The organism is Nonomuraea typhae (assembly GCF_009760925.1).
GTDB classification, from domain to species: domain Bacteria; phylum Actinomycetota; class Actinomycetes; order Streptosporangiales; family Streptosporangiaceae; genus Nonomuraea; species Nonomuraea typhae.
In genome coordinates this window covers 166,510-182,667 of record NZ_VRLV01000007.1, presented here as the reverse complement: position 1 = coordinate 182,667, position 16,158 = coordinate 166,510, and the positions used below count along the sequence as shown (strand labels likewise).

At 70.3% G+C, this 16,158-nt stretch carries 13 protein-coding genes; 7 read left to right on the top strand and 6 right to left on the bottom strand.

Annotation, left to right across the window (positions count from 1 at the left end; all coding sequences use genetic code 11):
* Position 1: 1 nt before the first annotated feature.
* The 4 genes from FVE25_RS26790 to FVE25_RS26775 are packed head-to-tail and all read left to right on the top strand — an operon-like array spanning position 2 to position 4,318.
* Positions 2-1,360: an ABC transporter substrate-binding protein gene (locus FVE25_RS26790; protein ID WP_157249837.1), complete on the top strand. Its 1,359-nt coding sequence runs from the start codon at positions 2-4 to the stop codon at positions 1,358-1,360.
* On the top strand, positions 1,357-2,262 hold the full coding sequence (locus FVE25_RS26785; protein WP_157249836.1) for a carbohydrate ABC transporter permease: 906 nt from the start codon (positions 1,357-1,359) through the stop codon (positions 2,260-2,262). Before FVE25_RS26790 ends, FVE25_RS26785 begins: the two co-directional genes overlap by 4 nt.
* Positions 2,249-3,094: a carbohydrate ABC transporter permease gene (locus tag FVE25_RS26780; protein WP_181019724.1), complete on the top strand. Its 846-nt coding sequence runs from the start codon at positions 2,249-2,251 to the stop codon at positions 3,092-3,094. The genes FVE25_RS26785 and FVE25_RS26780 overlap by 14 nt, the downstream gene beginning before the upstream one ends.
* A gap of 3 nt (positions 3,095-3,097) precedes the next feature.
* On the top strand, positions 3,098-4,318 hold the full coding sequence (locus FVE25_RS26775; RefSeq protein WP_157249835.1) for an ROK family transcriptional regulator: 1,221 nt from the start codon (positions 3,098-3,100) through the stop codon (positions 4,316-4,318).
* Here the strand turns inward: FVE25_RS26775 and FVE25_RS26770 are convergent.
* Complete coding sequence (locus FVE25_RS26770; RefSeq protein ID WP_425489502.1) at positions 4,251-5,009, bottom strand: helical backbone metal receptor; 759 nt, start codon at positions 5,007-5,009, stop codon at positions 4,251-4,253. The genes FVE25_RS26775 and FVE25_RS26770 overlap by 68 nt on opposite strands.
* Before the next feature lie 136 nt (positions 5,010-5,145).
* Here FVE25_RS26770 and FVE25_RS26765 point away from each other — a divergent pair, with 136 nt between their 5' ends.
* Positions 5,146-5,946: an SAM-dependent methyltransferase gene (locus FVE25_RS26765; RefSeq protein ID WP_157249834.1), complete on the top strand. Its 801-nt coding sequence runs from the start codon at positions 5,146-5,148 to the stop codon at positions 5,944-5,946.
* On the opposite strand, the gene tpx is transcribed toward FVE25_RS26765, so the two are convergent.
* The 5 genes from tpx to FVE25_RS26740 all read right to left on the bottom strand — a co-directional run bounded on the left by tpx (position 5,943) and on the right by FVE25_RS26740 (position 13,243).
* Complete coding sequence (gene tpx / locus FVE25_RS26760; protein WP_157249833.1) at positions 5,943-6,440, bottom strand: thiol peroxidase; 498 nt, start codon at positions 6,438-6,440, stop codon at positions 5,943-5,945. The genes FVE25_RS26765 and tpx overlap by 4 nt on opposite strands.
* A 37-nt stretch (positions 6,441-6,477) precedes the next feature.
* Entirely contained in the window at positions 6,478-8,211 is a 1,734-nt protein-coding gene (locus tag FVE25_RS26755) for a pyruvate dehydrogenase (protein WP_157249832.1), read from the bottom strand.
* A 30-nt stretch (positions 8,212-8,241) separates the two neighbouring features.
* Entirely contained in the window at positions 8,242-11,463 is a 3,222-nt protein-coding gene (gene icmF / locus FVE25_RS26750) for a fused isobutyryl-CoA mutase/GTPase IcmF (protein ID WP_157249831.1), read from the bottom strand.
* A gap of 84 nt (positions 11,464-11,547) precedes the next feature.
* Positions 11,548-12,315 (bottom strand): CHAP domain-containing protein, encoded by a 768-nt coding sequence (locus FVE25_RS26745; protein ID WP_281367904.1) that lies wholly within the window; start codon positions 12,313-12,315, stop codon positions 11,548-11,550.
* Between the two features lie 157 nt (positions 12,316-12,472).
* Positions 12,473-13,243, bottom strand: coding sequence for a PP2C family protein-serine/threonine phosphatase (locus tag FVE25_RS26740; RefSeq protein WP_157249830.1), 771 nt, complete (start codon positions 13,241-13,243; stop codon positions 12,473-12,475).
* A 76-nt stretch (positions 13,244-13,319) separates the two neighbouring features.
* Between FVE25_RS26740 and FVE25_RS26735 the strand changes: the two genes are divergently transcribed.
* On the top strand, positions 13,320-15,074 hold the full coding sequence (locus FVE25_RS26735; RefSeq protein ID WP_157249829.1) for an N-6 DNA methylase: 1,755 nt from the start codon (positions 13,320-13,322) through the stop codon (positions 15,072-15,074).
* A gap of 45 nt (positions 15,075-15,119) precedes the next feature.
* Positions 15,120-16,016, top strand: a complete 897-nt coding sequence (locus FVE25_RS26730; RefSeq protein WP_157249828.1) for a serine/threonine-protein kinase — start codon at positions 15,120-15,122, stop codon at positions 16,014-16,016.
* Positions 16,017-16,158: the final 142 nt, after the last annotated feature.

The following is a 16,158-nucleotide window of genomic DNA, read 5'->3' as shown; positions in this document are numbered from 1 at the left end:
CATGCCAGGAAAGGTCACCGCCGTCCTCAGCGTCGCCGTACTGGTCACGGCGGCCTGCGGGGACGGCGGGCAGCCCGCGCCGCCCAACGAGATCACCGTCTGGACCGAGGAGAACCTCCCGGACCGGATGGCCGTGCAGACCAGGCTCGCCGCCGAGTTCACCGAGGCGACCGGGATCAGCGTGAAGCTCGTGCCGGTGGCCGAGGACCAGTTCAGCCAGACCCTGATCGCCGCGGCCGCCGCCGACGACCTGCCCGACGTGATCGGGGCGCTGCCGCTGGCGGCCGTGCGCGAGATGGAGGCCGACGAGCTGCTCGACACCGAGACGCCCGGCCGGATCGTGGACATGCTCGGGCGCGACACCTTCTCCGCCCGCTCGCTCCAGCTCAACACCGCGGGCGGCACGCTGCTGGCGGTGCCGAGCGACGGCTGGGCCCAGCTGATCCTCTACCGCAAGGACCTGTTCCAGCGGGCCGGGCTCCAGCCGCCGGACACCTATGAGCGGCTGCTGGCCGCCGCCGCCAAGCTGCACGGTCCGCAGGTCGCCGGGATCACGCTGGCCGACGCGGCCAAGGACGCCTTCACCGCCCAGAGCTTCGAGCACGTGGCGCTGGCCAACGACTGTGAGCTGATCGACGCCTCCGGGGCCATCACGCTCGCCTACCACAACTGCGTTCGGGCGTTCGAGTTCTACGCCACGCTGGCCGCGCGCTACTCGGTCAAGGGCGAGCAGGATGTCGACTCCACCCGCGCCACCTACTTCGCCGGCAAGGCGGCCATGACGATCTGGTCGTCGTTCATCCTCGACGAGCTGGCCGGGCTGCGTGCCGACGTGCTGCCGTCCTGCGCCGAATGCCGGGCCGACAAGGAGTGGCTGGCGAAGAACACCGGCATCGTGACCGCGCTCAAGGGGCCAGACGGCAGGGCGCCGGCGCAGTACGGCGAGATCGTCTCCTGGGCGATCCCCCGGGGCGCCGCCACCGAACCGGCCGCCCGGTTCGTGAACTTCATGATGACCGACGGCTACGACCGCTGGCTGGGCATGGCGCCGGAGGGCAAGTTCCCCACCCGCACCACGTACGGACCGGCATGGGACAAACTGCCCGCCGGAGTGGACATCAAGAAGCCGCTGAGCGCGATCTACCCGGCGGCCACGCTGAAGGCGCTGCGGCAGAGCCCCGACTCCTTCGCCCGCTGGGGCATCCCGCAGGGCCAGGGCAAGCTCGCCGGCGCCATGATGGGCGAGCTGCCGGTGCCCAAGGCGCTCAGCATCCTGGTCGCGGGCGGCCTGTCCCCGCAGGAGGCCGCGGACCGGGCCAAGGCCGACGTCGAGACCATCAAGCGCGGGCTCCGCAGATGAGCGTCACACTCCGCAGGCAGGAGGGCCGTGCCGGGCTGGCGCTGATCACGCCGACCCTGGTGATCACGCTGGTGGTCGTGGTGGCGCCGCTGGCGTGGGCGGTCATGCTGGCCTTCCAGAACGTCCGGCTGATCAACATCCGGCGCGTCGGCGTCTTCGGCCGCTACACGCTGGAGAACTTCGCCTACGTGCTGACCGAGCCCGGCTTCTGGGCGTCGCTGGCCACCACGCTGGTGTACACGGTGGCCGGGACCGCCTTATCCATCGGGATCGGGCTGGTGGCGGCGCTGGCGCTGCGCGGCAGGTTCCCCGGGCGGACGCTGGTGCGCGCCGCCGTACTGGTGCCGTACGTCGCGCCGGTGGTCGCCGTGGCCTTCCTGTGGGAGGTGATGCTCAACCCGCAGTACGGGATCGTGAACACCTGGCTGCCCGAGCCCATCGCCTTCCTGTCACAGGCCCGCGGGACCTTCCTGGGCCTCGAGGTCCCGGTGGCGCTGCTGACCGTGATCGCCTTCGAGGCGTGGCGGTACTTCCCCTTCGCCTTCTTGTTCCTCCTGGCCCGTCTGCAGGCCCTGCCCAGGGAACTGGACGAGGCGGCCGTGGTCGACGGCGCCACCCCCTCCCAGCGCTTCAGGTACGTGATCCTGCCCCAGCTCTGGCGGGTCATCGCGCTGCTGTCGGTGCTGCGGTTCGTCTTCACCTTCACCAAGTTCGACGACGTCTACCTGCTGACCGGCGGCGGCGCCGGCACCGAGGTGATCTCCGTGCGGGTCTACACCTTCCTGACCGCCCGCGACGACCTCGGCGCCGCCGCCGCGCAGGCCCTCGTGCTGGCCGCGGTGCTCGCCGTCTTCGTCGTGGTCTACCTGCGCTTCTTCGGGGGTGCGCGTGAGCAGGGATAGGGTCGAGCGGGCCCTGTTACGGGCGCTGAGGCCGCTGGTGATCGCCGTGCTCTTCGCGGTCACCGCGTTCCCGTTCCTCTACATGGTGATGCTGTCGGTGCGCGACATCCAGGAGCTCATCCTGGAGCCGGGCTCGCTCTGGCCGCGCGAGCCGACCCTGGGCACCTACGCCGACGTGCTGACCCGGCAGGGCTTCCTGACCTTCATGCGCAACAGCGCGGTCGTGGCCGCCGCCTCGGTGACCGTCACGCTCATGGTCTCCGTCCCCGGCGCCTACGCCGTCGCCAGGCTGCGCTTCTTCGGCCGCCGCCAGGTGCACGCGCTGTTCCTGGCCGTCTACCTCTTCCCCGCGATCGTGCCGGCCATCCCCTTGTTCGTGCTGTTCTCGATGCTGCGCCTGCGCGGCTCGCTGGCCGGGCTCGTCCTCGTCTACATCGCCCAGACCGTGCCCGTCATCGTCTACATGCTGCGCAACTACTTCGAGAGCGTCCCCCGGAGCGTCGAGGAGGCGGCGGCCATCGACGGCTGCTCGCGCCTGGCGACCATCTGGCGGGTCGTGCTGCCGCTGTCCAAGCCCGCGCTCATGGCGACCGGGCTGTACGCTTTCATGATCGCCTGGAACGAGTTCCTGTTCGCCCTGCTCTTCCTCGTCGAGCGGCCGGAGAGATGGACCGTCTCCCTCGGACTGTCGCAGCTGGCGGGCAGCATCGAGATTCCGACCACCGTCCTCATGGCGGGATCGGTGGTTCTGACATTGCCCATCGTGATCGTCTTCTTCGCCGGCGAACGCCTGCTGACCGAAGGGCTCACCGCGGGGGCGGAGAAGGGATGAACCATGCTGACGGCAGGGCAGATCCTCCGGCTGATCCGCGGCGGCTCCTGCCGCACCCGCAAAGAGCTCATCGAGATCACCGGCCTGTCGCGCTCCACGATCACCGACCGGGTGGACCGCCTGATCGAGGCCGGATACATCCACGAGTCCGGCGTGGGAGTCTCCGGGGGCGGCCGGCCGCCGTCGGTGCTCGACCTCGACGCCACCAACCGCTTCGTGCTCGTGGCCGACCTCGGCGCCGGGCACGCCCGCGTGGCGCTGACCGACCTCGCCGCCCGCCCCGTGGCCGAGGAGCACACCGACATGCGCATCGACCTCGGCCCCGAGCCCGTCCTGTCCTGGGTACGGCAGGCATTCCAGCGCCTGCTCGACCGCACCGGCCAGGCCCCCGGCCGGGTCTGCGGCATCGGCCTCGACCTGCCCGCCTCGGTGAACCAGGCCACGAGCCGGGTGGCCAGGTCGTTCGTCATGCCCGGCTGGGACGAGTTCCCCATCGCCGAGACCATCGGTGCCGGCTTCGACGTACCGATCCTGGTGGAGAACGACGCCAACGCGATGGCGCTGGGCGAATGGTGGTGGCGCTGGCGCGAGACCTCCTCGCTGCTCCTGGTCAAGGTCTCCACCGGCATCGGCGCCGGCATCGTCATCGACGGCCGCGTCTACCGGGGCGTGGAGGCGGCCGCGGGCAACATCGGCCACGTGCGGCTGCGCGAGGGCGACCACCGGGTCTGCACGTGCGGCTCGCGCGGCTGCGTCGCCTCGCTGGCCAGCGGGCACGCCCTCGCGCTGCAGCTCGGCCGGCCCGCCAGCCGGGACGTCGTCCGGCTCGTGCAGGCGGGCGATCCCGGGGCCATCGCGCTCACCCAGGAGGCCGGCCGGACCTTGGGAATCGTGCTGGCGACGGCGGTCAGCCTGCTCAACCCCGGGGTGCTGGTGCTGGCCGGGGACATGGCGGAGACCGGGGAGCACTACCTGACCGGCATCCGGGAGAGCGTCTACCGGCGCAGCCTGCCGTACACCACCCGCAACCTCGACATCGTCACCAGCACGCTCGGCGACCGGGCCGGCATCGTGGGCACGGCGGTGCTCGTGACCGAGCACGTGCTCTCCCCCGACGTGGTCGACGCCGCTCTGGGCCCCGAGCTCGCCCCCAGTCTCAGGTACGGCCCAGCGCCGCGGAAAGCAGTCGGGGCGCGCTCGCCAGCGACGGACCGTACCAGGTGAGCAGGCGCCCGCTGACGGGCACGCAGCGCAGGCCGGGGAAGGACTCGGGCCCGTCGTCGGCCGAGAAGGCGTAGGGCTCGTCGGGCAGCACGACCAGGTCGGGCGCGGCGGCGACCAGCTCGTCCAGCGGGATCTTGGGATAGCGCTCGGGGTGGTTCTCGTAGAGGTTGTCCACGCCGAGGCGGCGCAGGACGTCGCCGGTGAAGGTGCCGCTGCCGGCGACCATCCAGGGGCGCCGCCAGATGGGCACGACGGCGGTCCGGCGGGCGGGTGGCTCGGGCAGGTTCCAGGCGGCCTCGGCCGCGGCCAGCCATTCGGGTGACGGCACGCGGCACGCCTGCTCGAACATCCTGGCCAGCGAGGTGAACGCCTCCTCGACCGTCCTGATCACCGTCACCCAGACGGGGATGCCCGCCTCGCGGAGCGCTCGGATGTCGGGTTCGCGGTTCTCCTCGAAGTTGGCCAGCACCACGTCGGGCCGCAGGCCGGTGATCGTGTCGAGGTCGGGGTTCTTGGTGCCGCGCACGCGGGTGACGTCGAGGCCGGCCGGGTGGGTGCACCAGTCGGTGGCGCCGGTCAGCGCCTCGGGCACGGTGGCGGCGACCGACTCGGTCAGTGACGGGACGAGGGAGACGATGCGCCGCACGCGCTCGGGCGCGGCGAAGGGGGTTCCGGTGTCGTCGATCGGCACCGGTCAAGTATCCCGTATGGCGTTCTATAGCACCGTGACCCCCCTACGGACGTTATGGTCGATCTTGCTTGGCATCGAGAGCCGAATCCGTAGACTCGCGGTAAAGGCCGACTCAACGTGATCGGGGGATCACCGGTTGGACCAGAGGGGACCAAGGGGCTTTGATCCGACGAAGCCCAACGCCGCCCGCTTGTACGACTACTACCTGGGCGGCAAAGACAACTTCCCGGCCGATCGGGCGGCGGCTGAGAAGATCTTGCGGGTCGCACCCGAGTTGCGCGCGGCCGCGCGGGCCAACCGCGCGTTCCTCGGCCGGGCGGTGAGGTACCTGGCGGCACAGGGCATCACGCAGTTCCTCGACATCGGCACCGGCCTGCCCACCCGCGGCAACGTGCACGAGGTGGCGCCGCCGGGCTCGCGGATCGCCTACGTGGACAACGATCCGGTCGTGCTCGTGCACGCCCGCGCGCTGCTGACCGCCAGCGAACGGGACACCACCGCGGTCTGGGGGGACCTGCGCGACCCGGAGGAGATCCTCAAGAACGCCGAGCTGGGCCTCGACTTCGACCGGCCCATCGGGCTGCTGCTGGTGGCGGTGCTGCACTTCATCGGCCGCGGCGACGACACCGGCCGGATCATCGCGACGCTCCGGGACGCCCTGGCGCCCGGCAGCTTCATCGCGCTGTCCCACGGCACCAGCGACGCCCGCCAGGCCGCGGTCAGCAAGGGCACCGAGGTCTACCGCAACTCCGCCAGCCCGCTCACGCTGCGCAGCAGGAGCGAGATCGAGGCGCTGTTCGACGGGTTCGAGATGGTCGAGCCGGGGGTGGTGTGGCTGCCCCAGTGGCGCCCCGAGGAAGCCGACTTCATCGACTTCCCGGAGCACCCTGAGCGTTCGCTCATCCTCTGCGGCCTGGGCCGCAAGAACGCGGACTAGAGAGCCTTCAGCGCGCTCTCGTAGTCGGGCTCCTGCACGATCTCCGGGACCAGCTCGGAGTAGACGACCTTGTTGTCGCCGTCGAGCACCACGACCGCCCGCGCGGCCAGGCCCGCCAGCGGCCCGCTCTCCTGGGCGACGCCGTAGTCGGCCAGGAACTCACGGCCGCGCATCAGCGAGAGCGTGACGACCTTGTCCAGCCCCTCGGCGCCGCAGAAGCGGCCCTGGGCGAACGGCAGGTCGGCCGAGACGCACAGCACGACCGCCTCCGGGTGCTCGGCGGCCACCTCGTTGAAGCGCCGCACCGAGGCCGCGCAGACGCCGGTGTCCAGGCTCGGGAAGATGTTGAGCACCTTCGTCTTCGTGCCGTAGTCGGCCAGCGAGACGTCGGACAGGTCCTTGGCCACCAGTGTGAAGCCGGGCGCGGTGTCTCCGGGCTGCGGGAACGTGCCGCCGACCGTGACCGGGTTGCCCTTGAACGTGATCTCAGACATGTGAACCTCCAGTTAGCTGTGCTCCCCAAGCACGGGATCATATGCCCTTCACATTTCGGAGGTTGCTCCTGGCCATGTCCACCATCCGGCCCACCCCTCCGGACAGCACGATCTTCCCCGCGGCCAGCGCGAACCCCTTCATCTGCTCGGCCGAGACCTTCGGCGGCATCGACAGCGCGTCCGGGTCGGTGATCAGGTCGACGAGGTAGGGGCCGTCGGCCGCGAACGCCTCGGCCAGCGCGTCCCGGATCTCCCCCGGCTTGGTCACCGTGATCGACGGGATGCCCACCGCCTTCGCCACGGCCGCGTAGGAGACCTGCTCGTGGTCGGTGCCGAAGTCGGGCAGGCCGTCCACGAGCATCTCCAGCTTCACCATGCCGAGCGAGGAGTTGTTGAACACCACGGTCTTGACCGGCAGGTCGTGCAGCTTGACCGTGATCAGTTCACCGAGCAGCATGGCCAGCCCTCCATCGCCGGACATCGAGATCACCTGGCGGCTCCGGTCGGCGAACGCGGCGCCGATCGCGTGCGGCAGCGCGTTGGCCATCGAGCCGTGCTTGAACGAGCCGATGACCCGCCGCCGGCCGTTCGGAGTGAGGTAGCGGGCGGCCCAGACGTTGCACATGCCGGTGTCCACGGTGAACACGGCGTCGTCGGCGGCCAGCTCGTCCAGGATGCTCGCGGCGTACTCGGGGTGGATGGGCGCCCTGTCCTTGATGTCGCGGGTGTACGCCTCGACCACGTGCTCCAGTTTCTTGCAGTGCTCGCGCAGCATCCGGTCGAGGTAGCGCCGGTCGTGCTTCTGCCGTACCTGGGGCAGTACGGCCCGCAGCGTCGTGGCCACGTCACCGTGGACGGCCAGGTCCAGCGGCGTGCGGCGGCCGAAGACGGAGGCGTCGCTGTCGATCTGCACGGTGCGGCGGCCCGGCAGGAAGTCGGTGTAGGGGAAGTCCGTGCCGACCAGCACCACCACGTCGGCCTCCTGCGTGGCCTCGTAGCAGGCGCCGTAGCCGAGCAGGCCGCTCATGCCGACGTCGTACGGGTTGTCGTACTGGATCCACTCCTTGCCGCGCAGCGCGTGCCCGACGGGCGAGTTCACCCGGGCGGCCAGCGCCATGACCTCGTCGTGCGAGGCGCGCACGCCCGCGCCGCAGAACAGCATGACCCGCTCCGCCTCGTTGAGCGCGGTGGCGAGCTGGGCGACCTGGTCGGCGGGCGGGTGCACGATCCCGCGCCGGACCAGCATGTCGTGCGCTCCCACGGGATGAACGGCCTTCTGGTGGGCCACGTCGCCGGGCAGCACGACCACGCCGACGCCGCTCAGGCCCACGGCGTGCTGGATCGCGGTGCGCAGCACCCGGGGCATCTGGCCGGGCCAGTTGATCGGCTCGCAGTAGACGCTGCACTCGGTGAACAGCCGCTCCGGGTGGGTCTCCTGGAAGTAGCCGGTGCCGATGTGCGTGCTCGGGATGTGCGAGGCCAGCGCGAGCACGGGCACGCCGCTGCGCTGGGCGTCGTACAGCCCCTGGATCAGATGGGTGTTGCCGGGCCCGCAGCTGCCCGCGCAGACGGCCAGCCGTCCGGTGACCTGCGCCTCGGCCGCGGCGGCGAAGGCGCCGGCCTCCTCGTTGCGCACGTGGGCCCACTCGATGGACCCGGAGCGGCGGATCGCGTCCACGACGGGGTTGAGGCTGTCGCCCACCACGCCGTAGACGCGTTCCACACCGGCCTGAATCAAAACCTGGACAAACTGCTCAGCGAGGGTCGTCATGCACCGAACCATGACCGCCTTGCGGATGGCCTAAACGTTGCGCCGGTACTGCCCGCCCGCCTCGAAGAGCGCGTCGGTGATCTGCCCCAGCGAGCACACCCGCGCCGCGTCCATGAGCACCTCGAAGGCGTTGCCGTCCGACATCGCCGCCTCGCGCAGCCTGGCCAGCGCGGCCGGGGCCTCGGCGCGGTGCCGCTCGTGGAAGGCGTGCAGCCGGTCGAGCTGCGACTGCTTCTCCTCCTCGGTGCCGCGGGCCAGCTCGAGCTTCTTGTGCTGCTCGGCGCCGTCGTCGCCGTTGCGGAAGGTGTTGACGCCGATGATCGGCAGCGAGCCGTCGTGCTTGCGCGTCTCGTACAGCATCGACTCGTCCTGGATCTTGCCGCGCTGGTAGCCGGTCTCCATCGCGCCCAGGACGCCGCCGCGGTCCGACAGCCGCTCGAACTCCTTCAGCACCGCCTCCTCGACCAGGTCGGTCAGCTCGTCGATGATGAACGCGCCCTGCAGCGGGTTCTCGTTGCGGGCCAGGCCCCACTCCCGGTTGATGATGAGCTGGATGGCCATGGCCCTGCGCACCGACTCGGCCGACGGCGTGGTCACCGCCTCGTCGTAGGCGTTGGTGTGCAGGCTGTTGCAGTTGTCGTAGATGGCGATCAGGGCCTGCAGCGTGGTGCGGATGTCGTTGAAGTTCATCTCCTGGGCGTGCAGGGAACGCCCGGAGGTCTGGATGTGGTACTTGAGCTTCTGGGAGCGTTCGCCGGCGCCGTACCTCTCGCGCATCGCGACCGCCCAGATGCGCCGGGCTACGCGCCCGAGCACCGAGTACTCCGGGTCCATGCCGTTGGAGAAGAAGAACGACAGGTTCGGCGCGAAGTCGTCCGCCTTCATGCCGCGCGCCAGGTACGCCTCGACGTAGGTGAAGCCGTTGGCCAGGGTGAAGGCGAGCTGGCTGATGGGGTTCGCCCCGGCCTCGGCGATGTGGTAGCCGGAGATCGAGACGGAGTAGAAGTTGCGCACCCGGTTGCGGATGAACCATTCCTGGATGTCGGCCATCATGCGCAACGAGAACTCGGTGGAGAAGATGCAGGTGTTCTGGCCCTGGTCCTCCTTGAGGATGTCCGCCTGTACGGTCCCCCGCACCGTGGCCAGGGTGGCGGCCCTGACCTCGGCCGGGTCCGCGTCCGGGTTCCGCTCCAGGGCCTGGTCGATGGCGGCGTTGAGGAAGAAGGCCAGGATCGTCGGCGCCGGGCCGTTGATGGTCATGGAGACCGAGGTGCTGGGCGAGCTGAGGTCGAAGCCGCCGTAGAGCACCTTCATGTCGTCGAGGGTGGCGATGGAGACCCCCGAAGTCCCGACTTTTCCGTAAATGTCGGGCCGGAGGTCGGGGTCGTGGCCGTACAGCGTCACCGAGTCGAACGCGGTGGACAGGCGCGTGGCGGGCTGGCCCTCCGACAGCAGCTTGAAGCGGCGGTTGGTGCGGAACGGGTCGCCCTCGCCGGCGAACATGCGGGTCGGGTCCTCGTCGTCGCGCTTGAACGGGAAGACGCCCGCAGTGAACGGGAAGCGGCCGGGCAGGTTCTCGCTCCGGAGGAAGCGCAGCAGCTCGCCGTGGTCCTCGAAGCGCGGCAGCGCGACCCTCGGGATGCGGTTGCCCGACAGCGTCTCGCGCCACAGCGGAGTGTGCAGCTCCTTGTCGCGCACCTTCACCACCAGCTCGTCGGCCTGGTAGGCCGCCTTGGTGGCGGGCCAGTCCGCCAGCAGCGCGCGGGACTCGGCCGACAGCTCGGACTCGGCCCGGCCGAGGAGTTCGTCGAGGCCCGCCGTACCCTCGCCGAGGCCCGCCGTACCCTCGCCGAGGCCGGCCGCATCCTCGCCGAGCATCTCGCGCACGGCGGCGAGCTGCTGCCTGCGGCGGGCGATCTCGACCTGGGCGGCCGTCTCGGCGTGGTAGCCGCGCACGGTCTCGGCGATCTCGGCCAGGTAGCGCACCCGCGCCGGCGGCACGATCGCCGCGGCGACCTGCGAGGTACGGCCCTGCACCTTCGGCAGCAGTCCCGGCCCGGCGGACATGCCCTTCTCCGTCAGCAGCTCCTTCAGGTGCTGGTAGAGGGCGGTGACGCCGGCGTCGTTGTAGCGGGCGGCGATGGTGCCGAAGACCGGCATGTCATCCGGTTTGACGCCGAACGCCTCGCGGTTGCGCACGAGCTGGCGGCGCACGTCGCGCAGGGCGTCCTCGGCGCCGCGGCGCTCGTACTTGTTGATGGCCACGGCCTCGGCGAAGTCGAGCATGTCGATCTTCTCGAGCTGGGAGGCGGCGCCGAACTCGGGTGTCATCACGTAGATCGGCACGTCCACGTGCGGGACGATCCCGGCGTCGCCCTGCCCGATGCCGGGCGTCTCCACGATCACCAGGTCGTACCCGGCGGCGCGGCAGGCGGCGATGACGTCGTCCAGGTGCTCGGGGACCTCGGCGACGGCGCCCCGGGTGGCCAGCGAGCGGAAGTAGGTCTGGGGGCCGAGGCTGTTCATCCGGATGCGGTCGCCGAGCAGCGCCCCGCCGCCGCGCCTGCGGGTGGGGTCGATGGCGATGACGGCGATGCGCAGCTTGTCGTCGTTGTCCACGCGCAGCCTGCGGACCAGCTCGTCGGTGAGCGAGGACTTGCCGGAGCCGCCGGTGCCGGTGATGCCCAGGACGGGGGCGCTGCGGCCGGCGCCTCTGATGCCCTGGAGAAGGCCGTCGGAGGCGCGGCCGGACTCGATGAGCGTGATGGCCCGGGCCAGGGCCGTCTGGTCGCCGGCGAGGACGGCCTCGTTCTCGGGCGGGTCGGTCAGCTCGACGTCGCATTCCTCGATCAGCTTGTTGATCATGCCGGGGAGGCCGAGGCGCTGGCCGTCCTCCGGGGAGAAGATGCGGGTGACGCCGCGGGAGTGCAGCAGGTCGATCTCGTCCTGGACGATGACGCCGCCGCCTCCGCCGTACACCTTGACGTGGCCGGCGCCGCGCTCGCGCAGGAGCTCGACCAGGTAGGTGAAGAACTCGACGTGGCCACCTTGGTAGGAGCTGATGGCGACGCCCTGGACGTCTTCCTGGATTGCGGCGGTGACGACCTCGTCCACCGAGCGGTTGTGGCCGAGGTGGATCACTTCGGCGCCCTGGCTCTGCAGGATGCGCCGCATGATGTTGATCGCGGCGTCATGGCCGTCGAACAGTGCCGCCGCGGTCACGAAACGGACGGGGTGGGCCGGAACGTGCACGCCAGATCACTCCTTCGTGAAGGGCCTCACCTACAAACTACTAGGACGTCCTACTAAATGCCCAGCCTTGCAGGTGACGGCCTTTCAGACGCGCTCGTACGGGCGCTTGCCCTTCGGTCGGGGCGGGGGCTCCTCGATCAGGTCGTCCGGTGGGATGCGCGGGGCCGGCGCGCTCCACGTGATGGGCGAGGCGGCGGAGAGGACGCGCCGGTGGGTGCCGCGGCGGCGGCCGGCCAGGCGGAAGCTGACCACGACCGTGGTGATGACCATGCAGGCCAGAAGGAAGTGCGGGGTGCCGAGGAAGTCGAAGGGGCTGCTCGCGGGCGGCTCGGGGTAGGACCTGAGCGCGGGGGCGTAGGCGGTGGGCTGCTCGGTGGCCTGGATCTCGCCGGCGGCCATCTTCTCCTTCACCACACGAGGAAGGCCATAGCCGACGACTTTCTCCTGGTCACGAAATTTCCGCTTTAACCAGACCTTGTCGACGTTTGCTTCGATGGTGTGGATTTTGGAGCCTTCGACCTTCTCCACGATGCCCACGTGGTCGACGCCCTTGTAGCTCTTGCCGCCGCTCCAGTCGTAGAAGACCAGGGCTCCGGGCTCGGGAGTGCGTGACCAGGCGCCCTGTTTGATGAACCACGCGGCATGTGAGGGGGTCCAGGCGAACTGGCCGACATATTGGCCGATGCCCGCCTTGTCCGCGGCCCACGCGATGAACATGTCGCACCATGGCGCGTTCTTGTACTGGGGATCCTGGAGGCGATCCGCGTACCACTCGCCGAACTTGGTGTACTGGCCGCCCTTCTCCCGGTAACCGAGCTCCGGGCGGACCTGTTCGAGAAGATCTTCAGCGATCGGGTCCAGGACGACTCCTCCCAGATATCCGGCAGATCACGATGGACTGTAGTAGCGCCGTCGCGACCGCGTGCCGTACATCAAGAAGATAGTCACCGAAGAGGTGAAATACGCCTTGTGTGACGCGAGTGACTAGCCCGAGTGACTACTATCCTGCCTAGGAGCCAGCCCCGACTCTGTAGACCTTCTCGTCGCCCTCGCCGACACCCATGACGTCGGCGACGATGACGGTGACGTTGTCCGGCGAGCCGCCCTGGTTGGCCAGATCGATCAGCCTCTGGACGGCGAGCTCCTGGTCGGCCACAGTGGTCAGGATCTCGTGCAGGATCTCGGGGCCCAGCACACCGGTAAGCCCGTCGGAGCAGAGGAGGTAACGATCGCCAGGCTCGGCCTCGCGCAGCGACATGTCCGGCTCGGCGCGGCCCTCACTGCCCAGCACCCGCAGCACCATCGACCGGCGCGGGTGCACCGCCGCCTGATCCTCGGTGATCCGGCCTTCGTCCACCATGGACTGCACCAGTGTGTGATCCTTGGTGATCTGGTAAAGAGCACCGTCGCGAAGCAGGTAGCCCCGGGAGTCACCCAGATGAGCCAGCGCGAAGCGGTAGCCGTCCCACAGGGTCGCGGTCACCGTGGTGCCCATGCCCCTGCGGGCCGGGTCGATGTCGGCCAGCTCGACCAGCCTGCGCGCCGCCTCGTGCACCGCGCCTTCCAGCGCGGCCTCCAGGTCGGCGCCCGTCTCGGGAAGCGACGCATCCAGCTCACGCATGACGGCGATCGCGGCCGAGCTCGCCAGCTCCCCGGCCGCGTGCCCGCCCATGCCGTCCGCCACAACAAGCAAGCGGGAGCTCGCGTACCCCGCGTCCTCGTTCTGCTCTCTGCGGCGGCCCACGTCTGATCCCGCGGCATAGCGGATGTTGTGCTTCATACCCAGCAGTAAATCATTGGTTGAAAGACTTCACAAGCAGATGCGCTGAAGACTCTTGTGAACTAATGTGGGCGTCATGAGCCACGACCCCACCGTCAACGCCGGGGACATAGCCCGGCTCGCCGGTGTCGGGCGTGCCGCGGTCAGCAACTGGCGCCGCCGCCACGACGACTTCCCCCAGCCGGTCGGCGGAACCGCCAACCAGCCGTTGTTCTCCCTGCGCGAGATCGAAGCCTGGCTGCGACGCTATGGGAAGTCCTACCAGGTATCGGTCGCGGATCGGGTGTGGCAACGCCTGAAAGCCGCGGGAGATTTGCACCTCGGCGAGCTCGTGGCCGAGGCCGGCGCCCTCCTGACCAGCGGTGAGAGCACTCTGGAGCCCTCTCTAACGGAAATGATCACCCAGCTCGCCGCCCAGCAGAGCGCCGCCAGCGCCTACGACTTCCTCTGCGAGCGCTACCTGGAGGCCCACTCCCGCCAGCTCTCGGTCACCCGCGACGACGTGGCCGCGCTGATGGTACGGCTGGCCGTCCCAGACGGCGGCACCCTCCTCGACCCGGCCTGCGGCGTCGGCACCCTGCTGCTCACCGCCGCCCGGACCGCGCCGGGCCTGCGCTTCCTCGGCCAGGACCTCAGCGACTCCTCCGCCTGCATCGCCGCCGCCCGGCTCCGGCTCGGCGGCTTCGGGGCCGAGATCGTGGCCGGCGACACCCTGCGCCACGACGGCTTCGCCGGCGTCACGGCCGACGCCGTCATCTGCGACCCGCCCTTCAACGAGCGCGCCTGGGGATACGAGGAACTGACCGGCGACCCCCGCTGGGAGTACGGCCTGCCCCCGCGCGGCGAGCCCGAGCTGGCCTGGGTGCAACACTGCCTCGCGCACGTGCGCCCCGGCGGCGTGGTCGCGATCCTCATGCCGCCCGCCGCCGCCAGCCGCAAGCCCGGCCGCCGCATCCGCGCCAACCTGCTGCGCAACGGCGCCCTGCGCGCGGTGATCGCCCTGCCCGGCAGCGACCTGTGGCTGCTGCGCCGCCCGGTGCCCGGCGAACGCCCGCCCTCCGACGTACTGATCATGGACGCCGTCGACGACCTGCCCGCCGTCGAGCCCGCCTGGCACGCTCATCTGAAGGACCGTTCCGACCAGGCCGTGCGCATCATCGACCTGCTCGCCGACGAGGTCGACATGACCCCGGCCAGGCACCGCCGCCGCGAAGACCTCGGCCGGGCCTTCACCGCGGCCCGCGACCGCTTCCTGACGGCCTCCGCCGTACCACCCGACCTGAAGGTGCTCGACCAGCCGCTCGACCGCCCCGTCACCACGATCGGCGACCTCATCAAGGAGGGCCTGGTCGCCGTCCTGCAAGCCCCGCCGCGCATGACCGCCGGCGCCGGCGAACTGCCCGTGCTCACCGCCGACGACCTCGCCCACGGCAGCCGGCCCTCCGGCCGCACCGCCACCGAGGAGGGCCTGGTCCCGGTGCTGCCCGGCGACGTCGTCACCTCGTACTCCAGCGTCCGCGTGATGACCGAGCCGGGCGGCGTGCTCGGCCCCCACCTCACCCTGTACCGCGTGGACCCGCGCCGCCTCGACGCCGACTTCCTGGCCGGCTACCTGCGCGGCGCCGGCGGCCGCGCCACCACCGGCTCCAGCCGCTTCGACGCCCGCCGCACCCGACTGCCCCGCCTGCCCATGAAAGAGCAGCAAGCGTACGGCGAGGCGTTCCGCCACCTGGCAGCCTTGGAGGACGCGCTACGCGAGACCAGCGCGCTCGGCCAGGAGCTGATCCGGCTCGGTCTCGACGGCTTGATCGACGGGCATCTGCACCCGTAGTCGGGACGGTGTAGTTTTTCCGGAAAAGGCGGCAGGGAGGGGCGAATGGTCATCGGCGACCGCTATGAGCTCGACGACCTGCCACTCGGCCAGGGCGGCATGGGCGCCGTCTACGCCGGACACGACCGCCACCTGTCCCGCAGGGTCGCCGTGAAGCTCCTGCACATGCGCGGGCTCGTCGACGACGACGGCGAACTCGAGCGGCGCTTCATCCGCGAAGCCCGCATCCTCGCCCGCCTGGAACACCCCGGCGCGCCCGTCCTCTACGACTTCGGCACCCACGAGCAGCGGCTCTTCCAGGTCATGCAGTTCATCGAAGGCGTCACCGTGGCCGACGTGGTCAGCGAACACGGCCCCCTGCCCGTCCCCTGGGCCTGCGCCATCGCCGCCCAGGCCGCCGCCGTCCTGTCGGCCGCCCACGCGCTGTCCATCTGCCACCGGGACCTCAAGCCGATCAACCTCATGCTCTGCCCCGACGGAAGCGTGAAGGTCCTCGACTTCGGGCTGGCCATGCTCCGGGAGTCCGACCTCAGCGGGTTCACCCGGATCGGGCAGATCCTCGGCACACCTGCCTACATGGCGCCGGAGCAGATCCAGAGAGGGGTGGCCGATCCGCGCAGCGACCTTTACTCCCTGGGGTGCGTGCTGCACGAGATGCTGACCGGGCGGCAGCTGTTCACCGGGCCCACGGACTACGTCGTCTTCGAAAAGCAGGTCAAGGAGGCGCCGCCGGCCGTACCCGGGCTGCCGCCCGAACTGGCCATACTGCTAGGGGCACTGCTGGAGAAGCGGCCCGAGAACCGCCCACTGGACGCGGCCGAGCTGTACCAGCGGCTGGAGCCGCATGCGGTGGGGCTGCCCATGCTGCCCGGGTTCCTGGCGCCCGACCCCAGTCCGGGCCGCATGTACGCCCGCATGGTCGGCCGCACCCTGACCCGCTGACCCACCCCCTGCTCGCCTGACCCCCTGCTTGCCTGGCTGACCCACTGCCTGGCTGACCTACTACCCCGGCTGCCCGGCTGACCTACTGCCCGGCTGACCTACTACCTGGCTGACCCACTACCCGGCTGACCCACTACCCGGC

What these genes read in the sequence shown, in the direction of transcription:
- FVE25_RS26790 (WP_157249837.1), top strand. Translation starts at nt 2, where the DNA reads ATGCCAGGAAAGGTCACCGCCGTCCTCAGCGTCGCCGTACTGGTCACG.
- FVE25_RS26785 (WP_157249836.1), top strand. Translation starts at nt 1,357, where the DNA reads ATGAGCGTCACACTCCGCAGGCAGGAGGGCCGTGCCGGGCTGGCGCTG.
- FVE25_RS26775 (WP_157249835.1), top strand. Translation starts at nt 3,098, where the DNA reads ATGCTGACGGCAGGGCAGATCCTCCGGCTGATCCGCGGCGGCTCCTGC.
- tpx (WP_157249833.1), bottom strand. Translation starts at nt 6,440, where the DNA reads ATGTCTGAGATCACGTTCAAGGGCAACCCGGTCACGGTCGGCGGCACG.
- FVE25_RS26755 (WP_157249832.1), bottom strand. Translation starts at nt 8,211, where the DNA reads ATGACGACCCTCGCTGAGCAGTTTGTCCAGGTTTTGATTCAGGCCGGT.
- FVE25_RS26740 (WP_157249830.1), bottom strand. Translation starts at nt 13,243, where the DNA reads ATGAAGCACAACATCCGCTATGCCGCGGGATCAGACGTGGGCCGCCGC.
- FVE25_RS26735 (WP_157249829.1), top strand. Translation starts at nt 13,320, where the DNA reads ATGAGCCACGACCCCACCGTCAACGCCGGGGACATAGCCCGGCTCGCC.
- FVE25_RS26730 (WP_157249828.1), top strand. Translation starts at nt 15,120, where the DNA reads ATGGTCATCGGCGACCGCTATGAGCTCGACGACCTGCCACTCGGCCAG.